Source organism: Marinilactibacillus kalidii, assembly GCF_017599325.1.
GTDB lineage: Bacteria > Bacillota > Bacilli > Lactobacillales > Carnobacteriaceae_A > Marinilactibacillus > Marinilactibacillus kalidii.
The window spans coordinates 21027-41417 of sequence record NZ_JAGFVM010000005.1; the positions used below are offsets into that span (position 1 = coordinate 21027).

16 protein-coding genes are annotated in these 20391 nt (G+C 35.4%); 4 read left to right on the forward strand and 12 right to left on the reverse strand.

All coding sequences use genetic code 11. From position 1 onward, the window contains the following. Nucleotides 1-32: 32 nt before the first annotated feature. The 11 genes from J5J05_RS01430 to J5J05_RS01480 all read right to left on the reverse strand — a co-directional run bounded on the left by J5J05_RS01430 (nucleotide 33) and on the right by J5J05_RS01480 (nucleotide 14290). Complete coding sequence (locus J5J05_RS01430; protein WP_208558899.1) at nucleotides 33-1046, reverse strand: glycosyltransferase family 2 protein; 1014 nt, start codon at nucleotides 1044-1046, stop codon at nucleotides 33-35. Between the two features lie 37 nt (nucleotides 1047-1083). After that, nucleotides 1084-2202 carry a polysaccharide pyruvyl transferase family protein gene (locus tag J5J05_RS01435; protein ID WP_208558901.1) on the reverse strand — a complete coding sequence of 373 codons (1119 nt, stop codon included), beginning with the start codon at nucleotides 2200-2202 and terminating at the stop codon, nucleotides 1084-1086. A 17-nt stretch (nucleotides 2203-2219) separates the two neighbouring features. Next, a complete protein-coding gene (locus J5J05_RS01440; protein ID WP_208558903.1) occupies nucleotides 2220-3389 on the reverse strand; it encodes a hypothetical protein in 1170 nt (389 codons plus the stop codon). 36 nt (nucleotides 3390-3425) lie between these two features. After that, nucleotides 3426-4805 (reverse strand): sugar transferase, encoded by a 1380-nt coding sequence (locus J5J05_RS01445; protein ID WP_208558905.1) that lies wholly within the window; start codon nucleotides 4803-4805, stop codon nucleotides 3426-3428. 17 nt (nucleotides 4806-4822) lie between these two features. Beyond that, complete coding sequence (wecB, locus tag J5J05_RS01450; protein WP_208558907.1) at nucleotides 4823-5938, reverse strand: non-hydrolyzing UDP-N-acetylglucosamine 2-epimerase; 1116 nt, start codon at nucleotides 5936-5938, stop codon at nucleotides 4823-4825. A 164-nt stretch (nucleotides 5939-6102) separates the two neighbouring features. Beyond that, nucleotides 6103-7029: a glycosyltransferase family 2 protein gene (locus tag J5J05_RS01455; protein ID WP_208558910.1), complete on the reverse strand. Its 927-nt coding sequence runs from the start codon at nucleotides 7027-7029 to the stop codon at nucleotides 6103-6105. 31 nt (nucleotides 7030-7060) lie between these two features. After that, complete coding sequence (locus J5J05_RS01460) at nucleotides 7061-8500, reverse strand: lipopolysaccharide biosynthesis protein (RefSeq protein WP_208558911.1); 1440 nt, start codon at nucleotides 8498-8500, stop codon at nucleotides 7061-7063. Nucleotides 8501-8532: 32 nt separating this feature from the next. After that, nucleotides 8533-9588 (reverse strand): glycosyltransferase family 2 protein, encoded by a 1056-nt coding sequence (locus tag J5J05_RS01465; RefSeq protein WP_208558912.1) that lies wholly within the window; start codon nucleotides 9586-9588, stop codon nucleotides 8533-8535. A gap of 174 nt (nucleotides 9589-9762) precedes the next feature. Further along, a complete protein-coding gene (locus J5J05_RS01470) occupies nucleotides 9763-13272 on the reverse strand; it encodes a chitobiase/beta-hexosaminidase C-terminal domain-containing protein (protein WP_208558913.1) in 3510 nt (1169 codons plus the stop codon). A 218-nt stretch (nucleotides 13273-13490) separates the two neighbouring features. Continuing rightward, the gene (locus J5J05_RS01475; protein WP_208558914.1) at nucleotides 13491-13898 is read right to left on the reverse strand and encodes a type II toxin-antitoxin system death-on-curing family toxin; all 408 of its coding nucleotides are present in this window, start codon (nucleotides 13896-13898) and stop codon (nucleotides 13491-13493) included. A 2-nt stretch (nucleotides 13899-13900) separates the two neighbouring features. Continuing rightward, nucleotides 13901-14290 carry an AbrB/MazE/SpoVT family DNA-binding domain-containing protein gene (locus J5J05_RS01480; protein WP_208558915.1) on the reverse strand — a complete coding sequence of 130 codons (390 nt, stop codon included), beginning with the start codon at nucleotides 14288-14290 and terminating at the stop codon, nucleotides 13901-13903. A 236-nt stretch (nucleotides 14291-14526) separates the two neighbouring features. On the opposite strand from J5J05_RS01480, the gene galE reads away from it, so the two are divergent. The 4 genes from galE (at nucleotide 14527) to J5J05_RS01500 (ending at nucleotide 19263) form a co-directional block, all read left to right on the forward strand. After that, nucleotides 14527-15540, forward strand: coding sequence for a UDP-glucose 4-epimerase GalE (gene galE, locus J5J05_RS01485; protein WP_208558916.1), 1014 nt, complete (start codon nucleotides 14527-14529; stop codon nucleotides 15538-15540). 136 nt (nucleotides 15541-15676) lie between these two features. Further along, a complete protein-coding gene (locus tag J5J05_RS01490) occupies nucleotides 15677-16135 on the forward strand; it encodes a hypothetical protein (protein WP_208558917.1) in 459 nt (152 codons plus the stop codon). A 289-nt stretch (nucleotides 16136-16424) separates the two neighbouring features. Beyond that, nucleotides 16425-17261 (forward strand): BglG family transcription antiterminator LicT, encoded by an 837-nt coding sequence (licT, locus tag J5J05_RS01495; protein WP_208558918.1) that lies wholly within the window; start codon nucleotides 16425-16427, stop codon nucleotides 17259-17261. 97 nt (nucleotides 17262-17358) lie between these two features. Then, the gene (locus tag J5J05_RS01500; RefSeq protein WP_208558919.1) at nucleotides 17359-19263 is read left to right on the forward strand and encodes a beta-glucoside-specific PTS transporter subunit IIABC; all 1905 of its coding nucleotides are present in this window, start codon (nucleotides 17359-17361) and stop codon (nucleotides 19261-19263) included. Between the two features lie 136 nt (nucleotides 19264-19399). Here J5J05_RS01500 and J5J05_RS01505 read toward each other — a convergent pair whose 3' ends face one another. Further along, nucleotides 19400-20383 carry a YdcF family protein gene (locus tag J5J05_RS01505; protein ID WP_208558920.1) on the reverse strand — a complete coding sequence of 328 codons (984 nt, stop codon included), beginning with the start codon at nucleotides 20381-20383 and terminating at the stop codon, nucleotides 19400-19402. Between the last annotated feature and the right edge of the window lie 8 nt (nucleotides 20384-20391).

Consider the following 20391-nt stretch of genomic DNA (forward strand, 5'->3'; position numbering starts at 1 on the left):
ACTAAAAGTCATTTTCTAGGTTATCCATAATTTTAGAAATAGCTAGGATCCGCATTTTTGTTTTTCTGTTTTTTTATATTGTAATATAGCTTAGCTGTTATTCTAGAACCAAATAGTACCAAAGGTAACCCTTTATGCAATGTAGTCTTACGGTTGCTTCTTCTGATAACTTTCTTATTTTTGTTAACCTCTTTATGAAAAGAGCCCATATCTATATTGCTAGGTACAAACTGGTAAGAAAATTCTATAAAGGTATTGATGTATCTTTCTGCTATTTCGTTGAAAAAGTATTGTTTAAATATCTTATCTTTTTCTTCTTCGGCTTTACCTACCCACCAAGCATATATTCTATAGACATCTAACGCTTTATTTATAGAGGGCGTATTTACAAGAGACCCCTTACGTCTTCCTCTGTAATTATAGTAAGGGTTTACGTTGCTGGCACAATTCTTTGCATGTAATACACAGTTCATCATCCATTCAACATCTTCACTATACATATTAGGTTTAAAATATATATCATTTTCAATTAAAAACTGGCGTCTGAATAGTCCTCTTACACCTAGACGCATAAATCCGATTTTATCTACAATTGCCATAAAAGATGATTTGCCATCTTTTTGGTAAACCAATTCATTTTCTACAATAAACTCGTCAGGTTTTAATTGATCATCGCCGTCAAAAAACATGGACATCCTTCCAAACACCAAATCTATTGTCTGGTCTTGCTTTATGATATCGTAATAACTTTTCAATGTTTCTTGATGAATCCAATCGTCACCATCTAAAAAAAAGATATATTCGCATGACGCTTCTTGAATACCTCTATTTCTAGTAAGTGAAATTCCTTCATTCTTTTTATCAACTACTCTTATTCTACTATCTTTTTGAGCGTACTGGTTACATATTTCAAGACTATTATCGGTTGAGCCGTCATTAATTAAAATAAGCTCGTAATCAGAATATGTCTGATTTAGTAAACTATCAATACATTGATCAATGTATGATTCTAAATTATATACTGGAACAACGACACTTAATTTCATGATTTTCCAACTCTCAATTAAATCTATAACATTACTTTTATACTAGCGCTTTATTTAAATAATTGATGTAATGTTCTCTTTCATTATTCAAAACTTCTTCAATGTGACTTGTATTTAGTTTCAATACTTCTTCGACCGGTAATCCCAAGCTTAGTGATTCGTGTCTTTCGCTTAAGCTAAATTTCTTTAGCAAAGTATCAATTCTAGAACTCATCTTCAACTCGCTATTCTCAATTCTATCGCACACTACAAATGGTGTCCTAAAAACAATCGAGAATATCGATCCATGAAATGAATCAGTACAGAACAATTCTGCATGATCAATCATGTACAAAAACTCTGACGGATCCACTGAATAATATTTAGGAGACCTCTTTAAATCATGCAAATAGATAATCTCTAATTTCTTTTCAGAAGCGACTTTATTTAAAAATGCTTGTGTTTTATCTGCTATTGGTCCTAAAAAATAAGTAAGCAGATATTTTTTTTCAGTCATAGCAGATGGTTTTTCAGAAAGTTTTTTCCATTTAGTTTCTTCTAAAACCAGCGTGGGATCAACAAGAACTTCCGCTTCACGATTCGTGAGATCTTTTATAATTTTTGCACCAGCTTCCTCTCTAACAGAAAGGTGTGCCATTTCTTTAATCATTTTTTTATATCTATCTTTATATTCAGAAGGAATCATTGAAATACCGAAACTTGGAGAAAGTGCTATTCGTTTTTCTTTAGAAGCAAACGTCAAAAAATCAATACCAGAACCTTTTCTATAATTCGGATTCCAAACTTGATCGCTTCCCGTAACGAAGTAATCAAACTGCTCATTAATATCATCAGGTATTGCTTCATCCGTCAAGGTATAGTTAGTTTCTTTAATATTTTCCTTACTGAATTTAACAAATTTAGAATATCTTTCATTTTTAATATCAGCATTTTTTTTATTGTTCATTCTATTTTTTACAATACGCGAAATATCACCTATTTTAAATTCTTTTAATTTTTCTTTTAGCGATTTTTCAATCTGATTTCCTACTTTACTCTTTACCGTGACAACTTCAAAACCTTTACCTATTAATATTTCTTGTGTTGCGTAATTTTGTAATCTGTTTCCGTAATTTCCGTAATCAGTTATTGTTAGAATACCAACTTTTTTTTTCATCTTATCTCCTCAAAATCTTAATTTATATTTTCCCTATCAACTAATGTATCGTACAACAAAATCATCATTACTAAGAACCAAAATGCAGGTGATAAATAACCACCTTTAGAAAAGTTCATTGCTATGAAAAACAGCCCTAACGGTACATTTTTAATTGTTAAAAAGATTGAAAAACCTGAGAACAATACAATTCCTATAACTCCAAATTCAGAAATCATATAAGCGAAGTTATGCCAAACAACTGGGGTATGTCCTATACCATTACCTAAAAATATATTACTTTCACTTATATATTTCCAACTATCTTTAAGTCTTTCATTCACCGAAGGCTCTTTACCCTGCAAAATCAAAACTGTTCTGTCAATGATAGTGGTATGAATCGTTTCTTGAAAAATAAAATAAATAATTAGCAAAACTACAACAGGAATTAGTAACTTCCAATCAAGTTTGATGTTTCTGAAATCAACTTTTTTTATAAATGCAACTACTAATAGTATACCCATTACTGCAATTGCACTATAAGAAAAAGTAGTCAATATAAACACAACGATTAAAAAGTTAAAGAAATAATTTAGTTTGTAGCCAAACTTATTGAAGAGGTTAATGGCTAATATTGTATTCAAGTAATACCCCATATGAGCAGGTTCGTAAAAGATACTTAATGTTCTTACATAAAATGTATCTACTGAAAACAAATATCCATCATAGCGAGTAAATTTCCAAAAGAATTCATAAGGAAGCACTCCATCAGAATAGATAGCTATAGTAATATAAATACCAATTAGACCGATAATAATCGCAACGATATTGTTAATAGTAAGAAAACTCTTCTGTAAATGATTCTCTTTAATATAATTAATAAAAACAGTTATTACAAAGATATAAAATGAAAATTTAATTAAACCGTATGCCCCAACTTTCAAATCGAAATTTTCATTTATAAAATAGCTAATCATCGTATGAATTGCCACAAAACCTATTGGAAGTGACATCCATTTAACTGATATTTTATCTAAGTGGATTTTCCTAGCTATAACCATAAAAAGTAAAGTGGGAAAAATCAATAGTTCTGTTAGAGAAAATGCCCCTACTATCCAATCGCTAAATACAAATATAGATGCGATAACGGATAGTAGTACCATATCAATCGTGCCTAAGTTTCTTGAAGGTCGAACCGAATAGTGCATACTTTCACTCCTATACTAAATACATAGTAGACAATTTTATTTAATCAGTTCAACTGAATCAGGTATGTCTCCGATAACGACTTCTTCTTCTACACCCTGAGAAGAGACTTTGTCGAATAGGATTTTAATTGTTTGAAGAAGTATTTTAATGTCCAGTATAAAAGAATATTTTTTTATATATACTAAGTCGAAGTTTAATTTACTGTTAAAGTCGGTTGCATATTTACCGTATACTTGAGCATATCCAGTAATGCCCGCCCGAACATTATGTCTTAAATAATAATATGGATTTTCTTTATTGAACTGGTCTACAAAGAAAGGTCGCTCTGGTCTTGGACCAACCAATGCCATATCACCTTTTAGCACATTCAATAGTTGAGGTAACTCATCAATCCTTAGAGATCTCAGGTACTTTCCAACGGTTGTGACACGAGCATCATTTGCACTAGCGAGAACTGGGCCCGAATCCTTTTCAGCCGTAGCACTCATTGTACGGAATTTAAGTATATTGAATTCTTTTTGGTCTTTTGTAATTCTGATTTGTTTGTAAAATACTGGACCTTTAGATGTCGCTTTAATTACGATTGCTGTAGCTAGCATTATTGGAGAAGCAATCACAGTTAATATTAAAGAGACCACTAAGTCAACCATACGTTTGATTAAATCATCTTCCGGTGGAATTTGAAAATTAGATACTTCAATAATACTTTCATCTTCAATGCTCATCATGTTTGGATTGACTAAAACCATATTTTCAAAACTAGTATTTAAAAATAGTTTTGTCTGATTTCTAATCAACATATCGTAAATCTTTACTTTTTCTTCTTCTTCAACATGTCCTGCCATATAAACAATATCTACAGATCCCATGTGTTTTTTAACGTTACGGTAAAAATCATTTACAACTGCTTTAGTTATGACATGTCTTTTGTTTTTTGACCTTTCAAAGTTATGGATGGCTTTTTGACAATTTTTTTCTGATCCTACGACCATAACTTTCTTTGTCCCGTCAATTCTTTCATACAGTTTGAAAATGAAAACTCTCCACAAAAACAACAATATTGTACTAGTTATAAAACTGATTAGAATGATTGTTCTTGGAAACGCAAACCATCTTCCTACAAAAGTCATTGCCATAATCATTACAGACATCAACAACTGAACAATGATAGTTAAGTATAAAAAGTCTGTTTTCCGCTTGTTATAAAGGATATATATACCAAACAAAATATTCAAAAGTACGAATACGATCAGTATATATAAATCAGCTTTTTGATATGCCTCGTAGTTCCTTTGCGGTAGTTCCCAACTATAACGGATAAGAAAAGATAACACGATTGCAAAATGATAAATAATCATATCTACTATCCCTATAGCTATTTTTTTTGTTCGATCAAAACCACTTGCCTGGGCCATGAGTGAACCTCCTACTACTATTTAATAAAATATTTTTGAATTCTTTCTACAATTGTCACGCTCGCTATTCCATCACCATATGGATTATTAGCTCTGGACATCTTATCGTATATTACCTGACTATTCAGCAATTGCTCAATTGATTGATACACTTTCTCTTCATCAGTACCGATGACTTTTAACGTACCTGCAGTAAGACCTTCCGGGCGTTCTGTTTTGTCTCTTAAAACTAAGACTGGTATATCAAAAGCTGGTGCTTCCTCTTGCAAGCCTCCAGAGTCTGTCAGTACAATATAAGACTTGGATAGTACTTTATGGAAAACATCTACTTCGAGTGGATCTGACAACAGTATTCGTTCATTACCAGATAACATATCTTTCGCAAGTTCTTGAACTACAGGACTCAAATGAACAGGCATGACGACTACAACATCTTCATGCTCATCTACAATCCGTTTGATTGCCTTAAAGACTTGTTTCATCGGTTCTCCATGATTCTCTCTTCGATGCATCGTTAATAAAATTGTTTTATCGTAGGCTTGAATTGTATTCAACAATTCGTGTTTCACACTTAACTGCTTTGTGTATTGAATTGCATCAATAGCCGTATTACCCGTAACGACAATCTCTGACTCTAACTTATTTTCATTCAACAGGTTTGATTTCGTCAACTCAGTAGGTACAAAAAATAAATCAGCTAGATTATCAATCAATTGACGATTTGCTTCTTCTGGAAACGGAAAATATTTATCATAGGTACGTAAGCCAGCTTCCACATGACCAATAGGGATCTGTTGGTAGTAAGCTGCTAAGGCAGCAGCAAAACTTGTTGTTGTATCCCCATGTACAAGCACCATATCAGGCTTTTCATCCATGAAAATTTCTTCAAGACCTTTCATAACATTAACTGTAATATCAGACAAAGATTGTTTAGGTCGCATAACGTTAAGATCATAAGTTGGATGAATATCAAACACATGTAATACTTGGTCGAGCATTTCGCGATGTTGTGCTGTAACGATTACAAGTATCTCATACTGATCCGGATATTTTTCAAGCTCCTTGATCACAGGTGCCATTTTTATCGCTTCGGGTCTTGTACCGAATACGACACCAATTTTCTTTTTCATCATTAAGTAAAACGTCCTTTTACGTTAATTATCGCGATCTTCTTTGATTACTTAGACGATCGCTAAAAGATTTCATTTTATTGACTTTTAAACATTCAAGTTGTATTTTACCATAAAAAAAACCTGAAAAGGTATGAAGTTTTCGTTAACTGCATGTCCTTTAGAGGTCATTTCTTTAATTTTTGTCTCAAAATAGAAAGCTTGATTCTCATCTTATCTTTAATGGTGATAGAATTAATTGTTTTTAATCGCCTCTTCATCATTGGTTCAACCTGACTTTGTTGTAAACCATTATAGATTGAAAGCATTTGTCTTTTAAGAAAGACTTTTTGAATAGAAGTATATCGATCCGATTGATAGTCCGTTTCAAGTAGACGAAAAATCTCCAGATAAGACTCAAAAGATTTGATTTTATGATGCGGCGTACTTTCTGTCATCGTAGAAGCTACTCTATATCTACGATGATAAAAAATCTTATCTACATATATCATTGTTTTTGATGAAATAAATACCTTCGTTGTAAAGTACTCGTCTTCATGCAAAACACCTTCTGGAAACCGGATATGTTTTGCATCCAGTAATGCCTTTTTCACCATGTATAAGCATGGTGAAGCGGAATAAGCCTTTAGGTTTTTATCTAAAAGCGTCTCCCCTTCATAAACGACATGCTCTTCAAGAACTGAGGAAAAATTGTAATCTACACTTTTTTCATATTGCTCTGCTCCATCAAAAAAGGATTGACCGTTAAATCTCACAAGATCTGCTTCGGTTTGTTGTGCTTTGAAGACAAGCGTTTCTATAGTGTTTTTTTCAATCCAATCATCTGAATCAACGAACAAAAGATAATCTCCTGTGGCCTGTTCGATGCCTTGATTCCTGATCGCGCCTTGTCCTTTGTTTTGTTTGTTGAGTGTCAATGATACATTTTTTTCGTATTGCTTTAATAAGTACGGGGTTGCATCTGTTGAGCCATCATCAATCACAATGACTTCTAGCGACTCATAAGTTTGAGCCAGTACAGTATCCATACACTCTTCAATATATCTCTCTACATTATAGGTGGGGATAATAACTGATACTAAAGGTTTGTCCAAATTACATGCTCCTTTTTATACTGACTTACCGTTAGGGCATTTTTTCTAAACTTTTTGCACTGATCAATTCCGCTTTTAACCGTTTAAATTCACCAGTAATGAGCAATCCGACAAGCCATACAATCAAAAATAAGCTACCTTTGATTAAAAGATTCACTAGCCAAAAGTAATTTAGCGGTGGTAAAAGTAGATATACAATCACTTGCATAATAGCCATCAAGACAGGCTTAACTAACACTGCGCCATATTCTAACATTGAAGATTGGAATAATTTGACCATCAATAAATAATTCGCTTGGATAAAATTACAGAAAAAGGCGAATACTAAGAAAGCCGCTACGTATTCAATTCTTCCAAATAAAATCCCAGTAATAATACCAGCTACATTCAGGGTAGTTGATAATATTCCTGATAAAAGTAATAAATCAGTCCGATTACCTGATTGGAAGACGCCTCCTGTTGAAGAAAGAAGCATTTGTATCCATACAGAAAGACCAAGGATTTGAAGTGTCGGTGCACTAGGCGCCCAGTTTTGACCAAATACGAGCACGATATCATTAGCAGCGAAAAAAATCAAAACTGATAAGGGCATTCCTACAATAGCCAATATATTGGCTAACTTCAAATATACTGCTTTGATTCGCTCTGTCTCTTTCTCGTACTCAGACATAATGGGATGAATAACAGATGTCACTAAGCTCGTTAGTATTTGGTTAGGATAAAGCGAGATCTGATAAGCTCGATCATAATAGCCTAAGGCACTTTGCGAAATGACGCGGCCAATCAATAGATTATCTAAGTTCCTTGAAAAGTAATTGATGAAATTAAATAGAAATTGGTTTTTTGAGAATGCATAGATTTTTTTAAGGGGTGCCCACTCAAATTTAACTGTAAAAGCAGATTGTGTTTTAAAATAAAAAATAATAAAAATCGTTGCTGCTCTTGCTGTATTTCCTATAATCAAAGAATAATAGCTAAAGCCTAGGAACGCCAAAACAACCGATACAACTCCAAATATCAGTGAGCCAATAATCGTCACCAGGTTTACGGTTTTGAAATCTTGCTCTCTGAGTAGTAGGGATTGTGGTACTACTAATGCACCATAGAAGAATACGCAGATTGCGAGTATGACACTAATCGAAACAAATGCATCGTTGTTGTAAAAGGCGGCTAATGGTCTACCTAAAAATAGGAAAATCACACTTAGTAATAATGCTAAATAGATACTGAAAGTGAAAATAGAATGTATTTCCGTCCGCTTTAAAGTCTTGTTCTGTATAATAGCCGGTCCTAAACCAAAGTCAGCTAGCAATTGAAAGAAAACAAGAAAGATATTCACAGTGGCTACTATTCCTAGTTCTTCAGAGATCAATAGTCTACCTAAGAATATTTGTACAATAAACTGGATGACTACAACTGCATATTTTCCAATTGAGGTATAAAAAATCCCTTTTTTAAATTGCTCGAACATAATGAAACTCCTACTCTTACTTTATTTATATCTTATGTTAAAAAAAATTTCTTGATTTTTTTAAATGCACTGTTATATCTCGTAGCAGATGCATTTCTTCTTTCCATCAACTTAAGGGCTGGTAAGTACTGTCCCTTTTGAATTCTCTGATGCAAAAGATATCTAAATGGGTTGGATTCTTTTAAGTCCTGATTCACGACATAGTGTTGAATATTTTCATCTTCACAGATCACACTAAGCCACTCGACTTTTTCCTCTTCTGTCATTGGACAATCAGGATGTGTAAGGTTTGCCAATTCAAGATAAACGGGATGCCAGAATTCTTGTTTCAATAAATCATTGAAAGCTTGTTCTCTTCCCCAATGTTCAATCAGACTTTTGAACTGAAGCGCAATATTTAATTCCATCACAAATCGATCTTCTCTGTATCGGTTGACCGCTGATCCATCATGTGTGACATAGTGATAGTACTCTTTGCGGTTGATTGCTACATGTGCGATTTCTCTATAAACATTCAGATTGAACAAAGCGTCTTGCCCTAGTTTTTGATCCGTAAATCGAATATTATGTTTTTTTAAATAAGAACGCTTATATAGTTTATTCCATAAGGCATAAGGTGTGAAATGATAATAGTTTCGAAAGTGGTCACGGAATCCTTTTTGTGATTGGAAATGCGGCTGCCTTGGCAACAAGATTTCACGCTCACGAGGGTTCCCTTCCACTTCTTTTGTATATCCGAATACGACAACTTCAGCATCTCTGGTTTCAGCCATTCGGTAGTTTTCTGCTAGAAGTGTCGGCTTGAAGTAATCATCTGGATCAGCAAAATAAATGTATTTACCTCTAGCGATTCTAAGTCCGGCATTTCTGGCTTTACCCGATCCTTGATTCTCTTGATGGATCACTTGAATGATGAGGGGTTCCTCTTCAGCAAACTGATCACAAATCTCCCCTGAGTTATCTGTAGAACCGTCGTTAACGAGAATCAATTCGAAGTCCATTTTCGTCTGATTCAAAGCAGACTGAATAGCCCTCGGCAAATGAGCTGAGACATTAAAAACTGGCATAATAATGGATACATCGAACATAAGATCTCTCCTAGAATCTTTTTATTTAGAAATTCACTTCTATTTTATAGCAATTCTATTTATTATAACACAGCCTATCGAAACTATTATCAATTTTTTATAAAATATTATGTATAAAAATAACCTAGAAAGCAGCTAACTACTTCTAGGTTATTTAATTTTACCGTTTTCTTACTATAGCCAACCAAATATACCTTTTTTAAAGATATTTTGGATGGCGTTGAGTGTTTTGTTGACTGTCTTCACGACTTGTTTAATCACTTTATTGGTTTTCTTAATCACATGTTCGATAAATGAGTCTTTTTCTTTTGCTGGTTCTTCTTCCTCTTCTGAATCATCCTCTTGTTCTTCCCCATCGCCCGGTTCGTCACCTGGTGTACCTTCATCTGGATTATCAGATGGTTCTTCTGGCAAGGTAGGATCTGTTGGATCTGCTGTAGCAGAGAAGTCGATTTGCACCATGACTGGATCATGATCACTTGCTCGTCCTGATTCGTCAGTGAAATCTGCATTGATTTTCAACATATCGATTTCCGTACGATCAACCAGTTGATTGGATACTAAGATATGATCCAATACTTGAGAGCTTCCTTGGTAGACGTAAGAATATCTCTCTTCTTCTGGTACAGCATTGACCATATTGGTCATATAGTCTCCTTCATGAATCTCCAACGCTTTTGTCCATTGGAAATCATTGAAATCACCCATCGAAACAATATTAGCATCTGGATTTGCTGTTTTAACGGTTTCTACAAATCCTGCCACTGCTTCAGCGATTTGTGTTCTTTGATCTTCACTTCTATATTGAATGGGATGATTTTGACCAAAGGTCGCATCATCTCCTCGTTTTGAGTTCCAATGGTTAATGATGGTGATAACTTGTTCACCATTGAATTCAAATTGTGCTGCCAAAGGTTTTCGTGAACTATTTAATGCACTATTCGTGGGATCAATTCTTCCTGGGTTCAAAGTTAAGTTTCCATCTGCATAGCCAACGGATGATGTTGCATCTCCTTTTTCAATCGAATCAACGAATGAGACACGTTCAGGATTGTATAAGAATCCTACTTGAATATTCGCATTTGGTTGTCCACCATCTTGGTTCATCAACGGATCAATATTTATATACTCATAGCGCGTACCAGAGACTTCGAATATCGTATCTACGAGTCGCTGATACGATTGGTCAGCTGCTGGACCTCCCGCATCCGGGCCGTCGTTGTCTTGCACTTCCGTGACCCCTACAATATCTGGGCTCTTCATGACATTACCAATCGCATTTGCCAAGCGATTTGCTTTTTCATTGGATGTTTGTTTAGTCGCTGCCGCAAAGTTTTCCAAATTGTAAGAAGCAACAGTCAAGTGATTTTCTTTTGGTTCAATAAACGTTGTTTGCGGTTGATGATTTGCTGGCTGATGAATCGCCCGCATATCTGCAAGGTCTGTATAAATTTTATAGTTACCGTAGTCATACATCACTACCCCCGTCAGTGATCCCTCGAAACGATCACCTGTCAATACATTGAAATCTCTTGCTTGAGTATTCGGTTGTGGTCTAAATCCGATTCGCTGTGCGTTCAGGTCATCTTCTTTTAATAGAATACCACCGTTAACGGTTTCGGCTTCTACTGAGTCCAATACGGTCACCACATCTCCATGTTCCTGCGGTGATACAGCGCGGACATCTTCTACCATAACACGCATGGCTTCGATTGATTCCCAGAAATCGATGGCATATTTTTCTGGATCAAATAGCTCAAATCCTTCTGGAGAGATTACTTCGTCGGGAACGGAATCAACGAGAAGCGCTTCAGGTAATTCCATGCCTTGCTCTAAAGTCGTGACGGATCCACCACGATCATTTCGTGCATTGATTTGTGTGACGGATAAGTCTGTGGTTGCTTTTTCATCGAATCCATCAATATAGTATTCGCTGACTTGACCTGTTACAGCAACGAGATCTCCGATTTCTACTGCTGGTGCAAAGTTTTTGCCGCCTAGATAAACTACAACTGCCTCTGATGTGTTTGGGTCATTGTCTACGAGATTATCTGGTGTTTGAATGTGCATGTACATAGCACCGCGAATCTCATATGTGTACGTTACGATACCTTCTACATTAGATACATTCGTTCCATCCATTGGTGAAACATGACCTGGTCCTTGAATATCATGAATCTTGATGCCTGTTTCTGCATCGTAGACGATGTATTCAAAACTAGCTACTGTACTTGCTTCAAGTCCCTCTTTTATTGAGATTGCTTTTAGTGTCAAGCTTTCTTCAAGTGTGATGGGTTCAGTATAGCGTGTGTCTTCTACTGTCGGTTCTGTCCCGTCAGTCGTGTAATAGATTTCAGCATCTGCCGTTTCAGAAGTCAATTCCACAGGCGTCCCGCTTGCAACGGTTCCAGATTGAATACTTGCTTGAGGTGCTACCGCTATAGAAGAATCGAGCAGTAAATCTTGTTCGCTTCTCGGAATCACTTGCCATGTTTGATTATAGACTTGCACAATACCGGCTATAGATTCATAGGTGCTACCAACTTGAATATCTAAAGTGTTTTGTTCATCTCTCAGTATGAATTCTTGTCCATCAGCTTTTACTTTGTAGTTAGTTGCGGTTGCGAATGAACCATCAACAGATAATATTTCTACATCCTTAAAAGAAACAAGTTTGGATTCATTTGCTTGGATATCTGCTCCTGAGATGGTTGCTGGCTGTAATTCTGTTCCATCTTCTACATCGTGTACCTCAACAGTTTGTAATTGGACCAGGTTGTTATATTGACCCAAAGTACCCGAAACAGTTACTTTCTGACCAACTCCTGCTTGGATAGCGCTCGCAGGATAAATGGCTAGTGCGCCAGTCTCATCCTCTAAATGAACCGTGTTACTCAGTCTAGCTGTTACTGTTCCGCTAACTTTTACTTGGCTGTTCAATCCTTTTTCACGAGCCTCAGCGATACTCATCAAGGCAACTTCTGGAGTTTCTTCTGGTTCTTCAGGATTTTCAGGTACTTCTGGCACTGTTTCTCCTGGCTCTTCAGGCGTTGTATCTATTGGCACGCCCGTCATAACATGTGATCCAAGATAATCAAATGTATCCGTTGGGTACGTGGTCCATTCTACTGACGGGTCGAATACATCTGTAGCGATGGTGTCTCCTTTTAGAATATCTGGATTACGAACAAGGGTAACGTCTTTCCCCCAGTCAATACGTTCGCCTACTTGACCGAAGACATCAACGATTTGACCATTATCTCGCAAAACGAGTGCATCATCACCATTGTAAGCCGTGATTCCTCCATGCGTTTCGTCTGCATATCCAAGTAATGCTTCCGATGCTCTTGGATTTACAATTACGAGCGTATCGCCGTGTTCAAGGATTCCATTGAGAGGGTATGTACTATTTGGGTTAACTGCTCCGTTTGGATAAAGCTCTACTTGATAGCCATCTAAATCCACCGCTTGACCTGTTCCATTATAGATTTCAAATGCTTTATTATTACTAGAGCCTTCTACGTACGCTGAGAAAATCAAGCTCTCCGCATATGTATGTTCGTTAACTGACTGTTCTGTTTCTTCCTCTGCTGGTGCTATAGAAGCTGCTGTTACAACTGACACGGGTAAGGTCGTTACAATCAACGAGGCACTTAAAACTGTTTGAATCCATTTTCTTATCATCTTTTTCTCTCCTTTTGGTTTCATTCAGGTGCTTTTACATTGTAACAAACCTCAAACAGAAAGTTTAGTGTATCTTTCGTAAATTTGTAAATCAAATGTAAACAAAATCTGTAATTCGAGATAAATATAACTTAAAAGCGAACTATAACAATAATAATATCGATATTGTTTTGAATTTAAAAGGTATATGCCGATTCGGCATATACCTTTTAAAATTGCTATTTGTAATTCATAGTCAAATTTCCTACTACAAATCTTTTCAGTTCATCGAAAGAAATATTAATATCTTCGTTTTTCTCGACGACTGACATAATGAAATCGATATATTCTTGATTTTGCCAATTAGACGCATATCCATTTCGCTGAAAAAACACTTCAGTAGCTGCTAACGAAGTTCTTTTATTCCCATTATGAAATAACTGTTTACAAGCAATACCAATTAATAGTATCGCACCCTTATCGTATATAGTGGGATAAATTTCCCTATCAAAAATAATTTTTTTAGGATTTTCGATTACTGCAACTAGCGCATTTTTCTCTTTTACACCAATTATTTCCGCAGGAGAATAGCGCTCAATAATCTTTCTATCGATGTAAACAAGTTCATTTTCCTTAATATAGTGCATTTTTACTTATCGACCAGTGATTTCATAACACTATCATATTTATCAAAGTAATCATCTAAGATAGAATCTAGACCTTCATCAGCTTTTGGACTATTGCTTTCATTAACTTTCGACAACAAAACAGTCTCTTCACTTCTATTTTCTTTATCAATATTTACTGTGATAAACTGAATATCATCTCCAGGCTTGGCACTCAATGCATTTAATACATCTTCCGGAACTGAAATCACAACGCTATTTCCAGTCTTTCTCAATTTAAAAGTATCGATAACTTTACTAGATCGTTTATTGCTTCTAGCTCGAGCATATTGGTAAGAGCGCTTGATCTTTCCTCCTTTCGAGCTTTTCACATTCTCCGTTGTCTCTTTATGGTTCGCTTGATATTTATTCATTTTCATCTCTCCTATAATTATTACTGTCAATTTGTTTTTATTCTCATTTTTTAGTTATTATTTTTATTCTAGCTATTGAGAAAGACTGTATATACAGTATACAGTATATACAGTCTTTCTCAATAGAAATTTTTAAAATGCAGCGTCTGCTCTCTTGTGGTAAAATAAATTGAACATAAAAAGGGTTACAACATACCTTGTACTTGAAAATTTACAATAATCAAAGGAGCGATACTATGGCTATATTAGTTACAGGCGGTGCGGGATACATAGGATCTCATACTGTTATTGAGTTATTAAATGAAAATCATGAGGTTGTTATTGTAGATGACTTCTCTAACTCAAAACCGGAAGTATTGAATCGCATCAAAGAACTTTCTGGAAAAGACTTCGTTTTCCATGAAATTGACGTTGCAGATAAAGAAGCTTTATCAATGGTGTTTGAACAACATAATCTCGAAGCAGTCATCCACTTTGCTGGATATAAAGCTGTTGGGGAATCTGTTGCAGAACCATTAAAGTACTACCACAACAACTTAATGAGCTCAATTGTTTTAATGGAGCTTATGAATGAGTATGACGTAAAAAAACTGGTCTTCTCTTCAAGTGCGACAGTTTATGGCATGAACAACCAAGCACCATTTACTGAAGACATGCCCTTGTCGACAACGAATCCGTATGGGACGACTAAATTGTTCATTGAGCAATTCATTCAAGACCAAGTAGCCGCTGATCCTTCATGGAGTGCCGCTTTACTTCGTTACTTCAATCCGATCGGTGCACACGAATCTGGTCGTATTGGTGAAGATCCAAATGATATTCCTAATAATTTAATGCCTTACATCACACAAGTCGCTGTTGGTAAGCGTGAAAAATTAGCGGTCTTTGGAGATGACTATGATACAGAAGACGGTACTGGAGTAAGAGATTATATCCACGTAAAAGACCTTGCAAAGGGTCACATACGCGCTGTTGAAAGTGTACTAGAATCTATTGGTGGTGTTGAAGCCTATAATCTCGGTACTGGCGTTGGCTATTCCGTTTTGGATGTGGTTAAAGCATTTGAAGAAGCAAACGATGTTGAAGTTTCTTACGAAATCGTTGATCGTCGCCCAGGAGATATTGGTACAAGTTACGCTGATTCTACTAAGGCACATGAGAAACTGAATTGGACTGCAGAACTAGGTCTTCAAGATATGTGTCGCGATTCATGGAACTGGCAGAAAAATAACCCTAATGGGTATGCATAAAACGCAAAAGGACGAAGCTTTTAGCTTCGTCCTTTTTTATTTGAAAATATGCAATTCTATTGTTAGATTAAAGTGAAGACATTTATTAATTTGCAAATGATTTTTAATCTGTCATATGTTACTGGAGTTGGGAGTGTTGAAAAAAAGTATGTTTAATACTATCGAACAAGAATCTCAACAGTTAGAAAAAAAACTAAGAAAAATGAATATTTTTGTTAATCATAATTATATCAGGGTTGAAAAAGGATTACGTCCTTTTTTTCATGATCCTATCGGTTTGGGCCTTTTTAATGATCGCTTTGCACTAAGTTTTTACTATCTAGTCTTTGCAAAAAATCAGTTAGTTTTGCTAAAATCTGACGTTCCTACAGAGTCAATGAATCAACAAGTCATTAGAATTGACTATACTGGCATTAAAGGTTTCGAACTGAATAAATATTTCAGAAACCATTATTTCAAGTTTATGTACGAAGAAAAAACTTATTATTTTTATATTAGCTACGAAAACAAGAAATTTTTCTCTCTTGGCGAGACAGTTTATAGTACGAATTATAAAATTTTGAAAGAACAAAATTTTATGGGATTGCTAAAGTAAAAATATCTGCTTTGTTCAAGTTATTAAAAAACAATAATTTCAATTTTTCTCACAATATTTAAGTAGATTATTTTCTTTTTTGAATTGTATTGTTTTTTAGATGTCATTTATTGATGACAAGCTATCATTATAAGTTTCTTTTCGAAATGAAAGCGTTAATTTTTTTATTGACAGGAATCTTTTGGTATGTTTCAATTAAAACAGCATTTAAGTATTGTTACTGTTCAATCAGGCTATAACTTATGTGCAAATCTATTAGTTAACTAATACGTCTGAAGGATAGACGCCTATGAAAATCAAAAAAGTGATTAATAATAATATTGTTCAATCAGTCAACGATGCTTCTCAAGAAGTGATGGTGGTTGGTAGAGGTCTTGGCTTTAAAAAATCAATTGGTGAAACGATTGATGAAGAAAAGATTGAGAAAATATACAAGATCGCTTCAAACTTGCCTGCCAATAAATTAGAGCAATTACTCTCAAAAGTAAAACTTGAACATCTTCAAGTAGCTAACGAAATCATTAGTTATGCTCGAGTCTCTTTAGGTAAAAAGTTAAGTGAGAATATTTATCTCACCCTCACTGACCATATCGACTATGCGATTGAACGATATCAATCTGATTTACCCATCAAAAATGCACTACTTTGGGAAATTAAACGTTTTTACAATCATGAATATCTTATCGGAAAAGAAGCACTCTCGATCATTGAACAAAAACTAGGTATTCAATTACCTGAAGATGAAGCTGGCTTCATTGCGCTTCATATCGTAAATGCTGAACTTGATATGTCTCAAGTGAGTCAAATCTCTGATATGACTAAAATCATTCAGCGAATCATGACAATCATCAAATATCACTTTAATGTTGATTTAGATGAATTTTCATTAAACTACGAGCGTTTCCTTACCCATCTAAAGTTTTTTGTTCAAAGACTCTATAGTGGTGTTGAACTAGAATCAGATAAAGACACTGGGTTTCTGTTCATGTTGAAGGAACGTTATCAAAGTGAGTATGAATGTGCACTTAAAATTAGACATTATATTATGAAAGAATTCGGCCGTGATCTAAAAGAAGATGAAATGATCTACTTGACGATTCACATTCGCAGGATCACAAATAAATAAGGATTGTCACTATTAAATTAGGCTAAACCTGAGTAATATCATCTATTCATAGGTGGTATTGTTTGGGTTTTTTATTTTCAAAAAAAGGAGAATTTAAATGGATTATAAACAACTAGCTCACCAAATTATTGAAAATGTCGGTGGAGAAAAGAATATCAACAGCTTAGTTCATTGCGCAACTCGCTTACGATTTACATTAAAAGATGAGTCAATAGCAAATACAGATACCTTAAAAAGTACATCCGGCATTATGGGTGTCGTTTCAAAAGGCGGACAATACCAAATTATTATCGGAAGCGATGTGGGGACTGTTTACCGTAATATCGCTAACGAAATTCCTGCATTAGATTCAGATGATACAGATTCTGAAGAAGAACAAGATCAATCCGTTATTTCAAAAGTAATCGGTACAATCACAGGCATATTCACACCGATTTTACCTGCAATTACAGCAGCCGGGATGCTTCAAGCCGTACTTTCTTTATTAGTTGTATTCAATCTGATTGACAATGAAAGTCAGAACTACCAGATTTTAAGTTTTATGGGAAATTCTGCTTTTTACTTTTTACCAATGTTATTAGCAATGTCATCAGCACGTAAATTTAAGACTAATCCTTATTTAGCGGTTATGTTGGGAGGAATTTTGCTGCATCCGGACTTCACTAGCATGGTTGCTTCTGTATCTGAAACTGGAGGGAATATTAGCCTATTTGGTCTTCCGATTTCAGCTGTATCTTATTCTTCTTCAGTTATTCCTATTATTTTATCTGTTTGGTTTATGTCTTTTGTTGAACCAATTGCTGATAAAGTATCGCCTAGTGCAATTAAATTCTTCAGTAAACCGTTAATGACGATTTTTGTCGTTGGTGTTGTTGCTTTAGCTGCTATTGGACCGCTTGGTCATTTCATTAGTGAAATCATTTCAGCAGGGATTGAGTGGCTAGAAGGATTGGCGCCTTGGTTAGTTCCTACAGTAATCGGTACCTTCACACCGTTACTCATTGCAACTGGTACACATTATGGACTAGTTCCGATTGGCATCAACAATCGTCTGACAAACGGCTTCGATACCGTTATTTATCCCGGTATGTTGGCATCTAACGTTGGACAAGGTGCTTCCGCGATGGCCGTTGGATTCAAGTCTAAAGACTCTACAATCAAACAACTGGCTTCTTCAGCTGGTTTAACTGGTTTATTCGGCATTACTGAACCAGCTTTATACGGTGTTAACTTACGCTTTAAAACACCGTTATACAGCGCTATGCTAGGTGGCGGTATTGGTGGATTATACATGGGGATTACTAGAGTTCAAAACTTCACTGGTGGTTCTCCAGGTTTGCTAACTTTACCAAGTTATATTGGTGATGATACATTAAGTTATTTCATCAATGCTTGTATCGGTGCAGCTATTTCAATTGTGATTGCGTTTATCACTTCTTATATCCTATATAAAGATCCTACTACTGCTACAGATCCATTAGTAGATAACAAACAAGATGTAACAGATCCTAGTGATGGTACTTTAGGTGCTGAAAACACTCAAGTAACAAACACTGTTATCGTTTCTCCAATGAAAGGAAAAGCCATAGATTTAGCACAAATAGATGATGGCATGTTCTCACAGGAAATTTTAGGTAAAGGTATTGCGATTATCCCTTCTGATGGCCAAGTTGTCTCACCTATTGACGGAACAGTTACGGCGTTATTTGATTCCAAGCATGCGATTGGGTTAACGACTGATTCCGGACTAGAATTGCTGATTCATGTCGGCATCGATACAGTTCAATTAGCCGGTGAAGGTTATGACTATAAAGTAAAACAAAATCAAAGAGTGTCTATTGGTGACCCACTATTATCAGTTGATCTAGACTTTGTTTCAAGTAAAGGCTTTGATATTGTAACGCCTATTATCGTAACGAATTCTGCAGACTATGATGATATTTTGAATTTATCAAATACAACGGTTGAACCTGGAGATCAATTGATCCGAGCGATCGTTTAATTCACAAAAAATAAAAACCATCGATTTTCTCCTCTAAAGAGAGAATCGATGGATTTTTGACTTTTCTCTTTTACAGCCTATCTCTCAAACTCAGTTAACGCTCAAATTAAATAGGTATGAATTTGTTTGTCTTATTTTACTTGAACTGATCAATTTCTTCTTTAGTAAATAGTCCCGATGCTCGAAGGACAGTATGATAGGCTAGCTTACGTTCTCTTTCTTTTACGACCTCAACTGGATTTTCTACTTTCGCATAACGGTAAACATTAGCTGGGTAGTGATACTGCTGGAGTTTACTAACAAGTGCCATCCAAGCTCTTGGGATATGTTCTATCGAACTGACTGCACCAATCGATTGGTATGGTCCCTTATTGATGTGTGCCATAAATTCAATGACGTTACCGACTGTATCTTTTGCATAGTTACAAGCTGTTATTCTTGCTGCTTCTATGCCGGTATCGACTAAATAGGCTTTCATTCGCTCAGCTTCCTCATGTTTGTTGTGAACGGCAGCACCACTTAGTAAAATGGGTGCTTTTGGGTTGCGCTTTGCTAGTTCGTTTGTTTTTAGTAGTCGATTTTCAAGCTGCATGGGTATCGTGCCATCTTCATGTAATAACAATCCAAACACACAAATCATATCTAAGGATTGCGTATTATCTGATAGATCAAATGCCGTATAGGTCTGTTCGATGAACTGAAGCTTTTCTGCTAATTGGTCAAATAAAATTGGTGCTTTTTTACTTAATTGATTGCAGTAATAGTCGATTTTTTGTTTTGGTGCATTCAATAGATAAAGTTGTACGAGCGTCATGTACAAAGCATAAAGTGATGTTTCCTCTTCTTCTAATACACTTTCGAAATAGTCCAATGCTCCTTCATTGAATTCCAGTACCGCCAGTACTTCACCTTTAAGTAAGGCCGATTGCATACGTAATCTCTGGTTATTGGCTTGACGATCTAGCTCCTCGAAGCCTTCGTGGACCTTCCATTGATTGATCAGGTCAATACTCGTTTTAAAGGGATCGATGTGAGTGTAACTATCGCCCATTCTTGGGATGAGCTTCGCGGGATCCGTTGCACCATTATACGGTTTTAATTGGAATTGTTCACTGTACATACATTTAC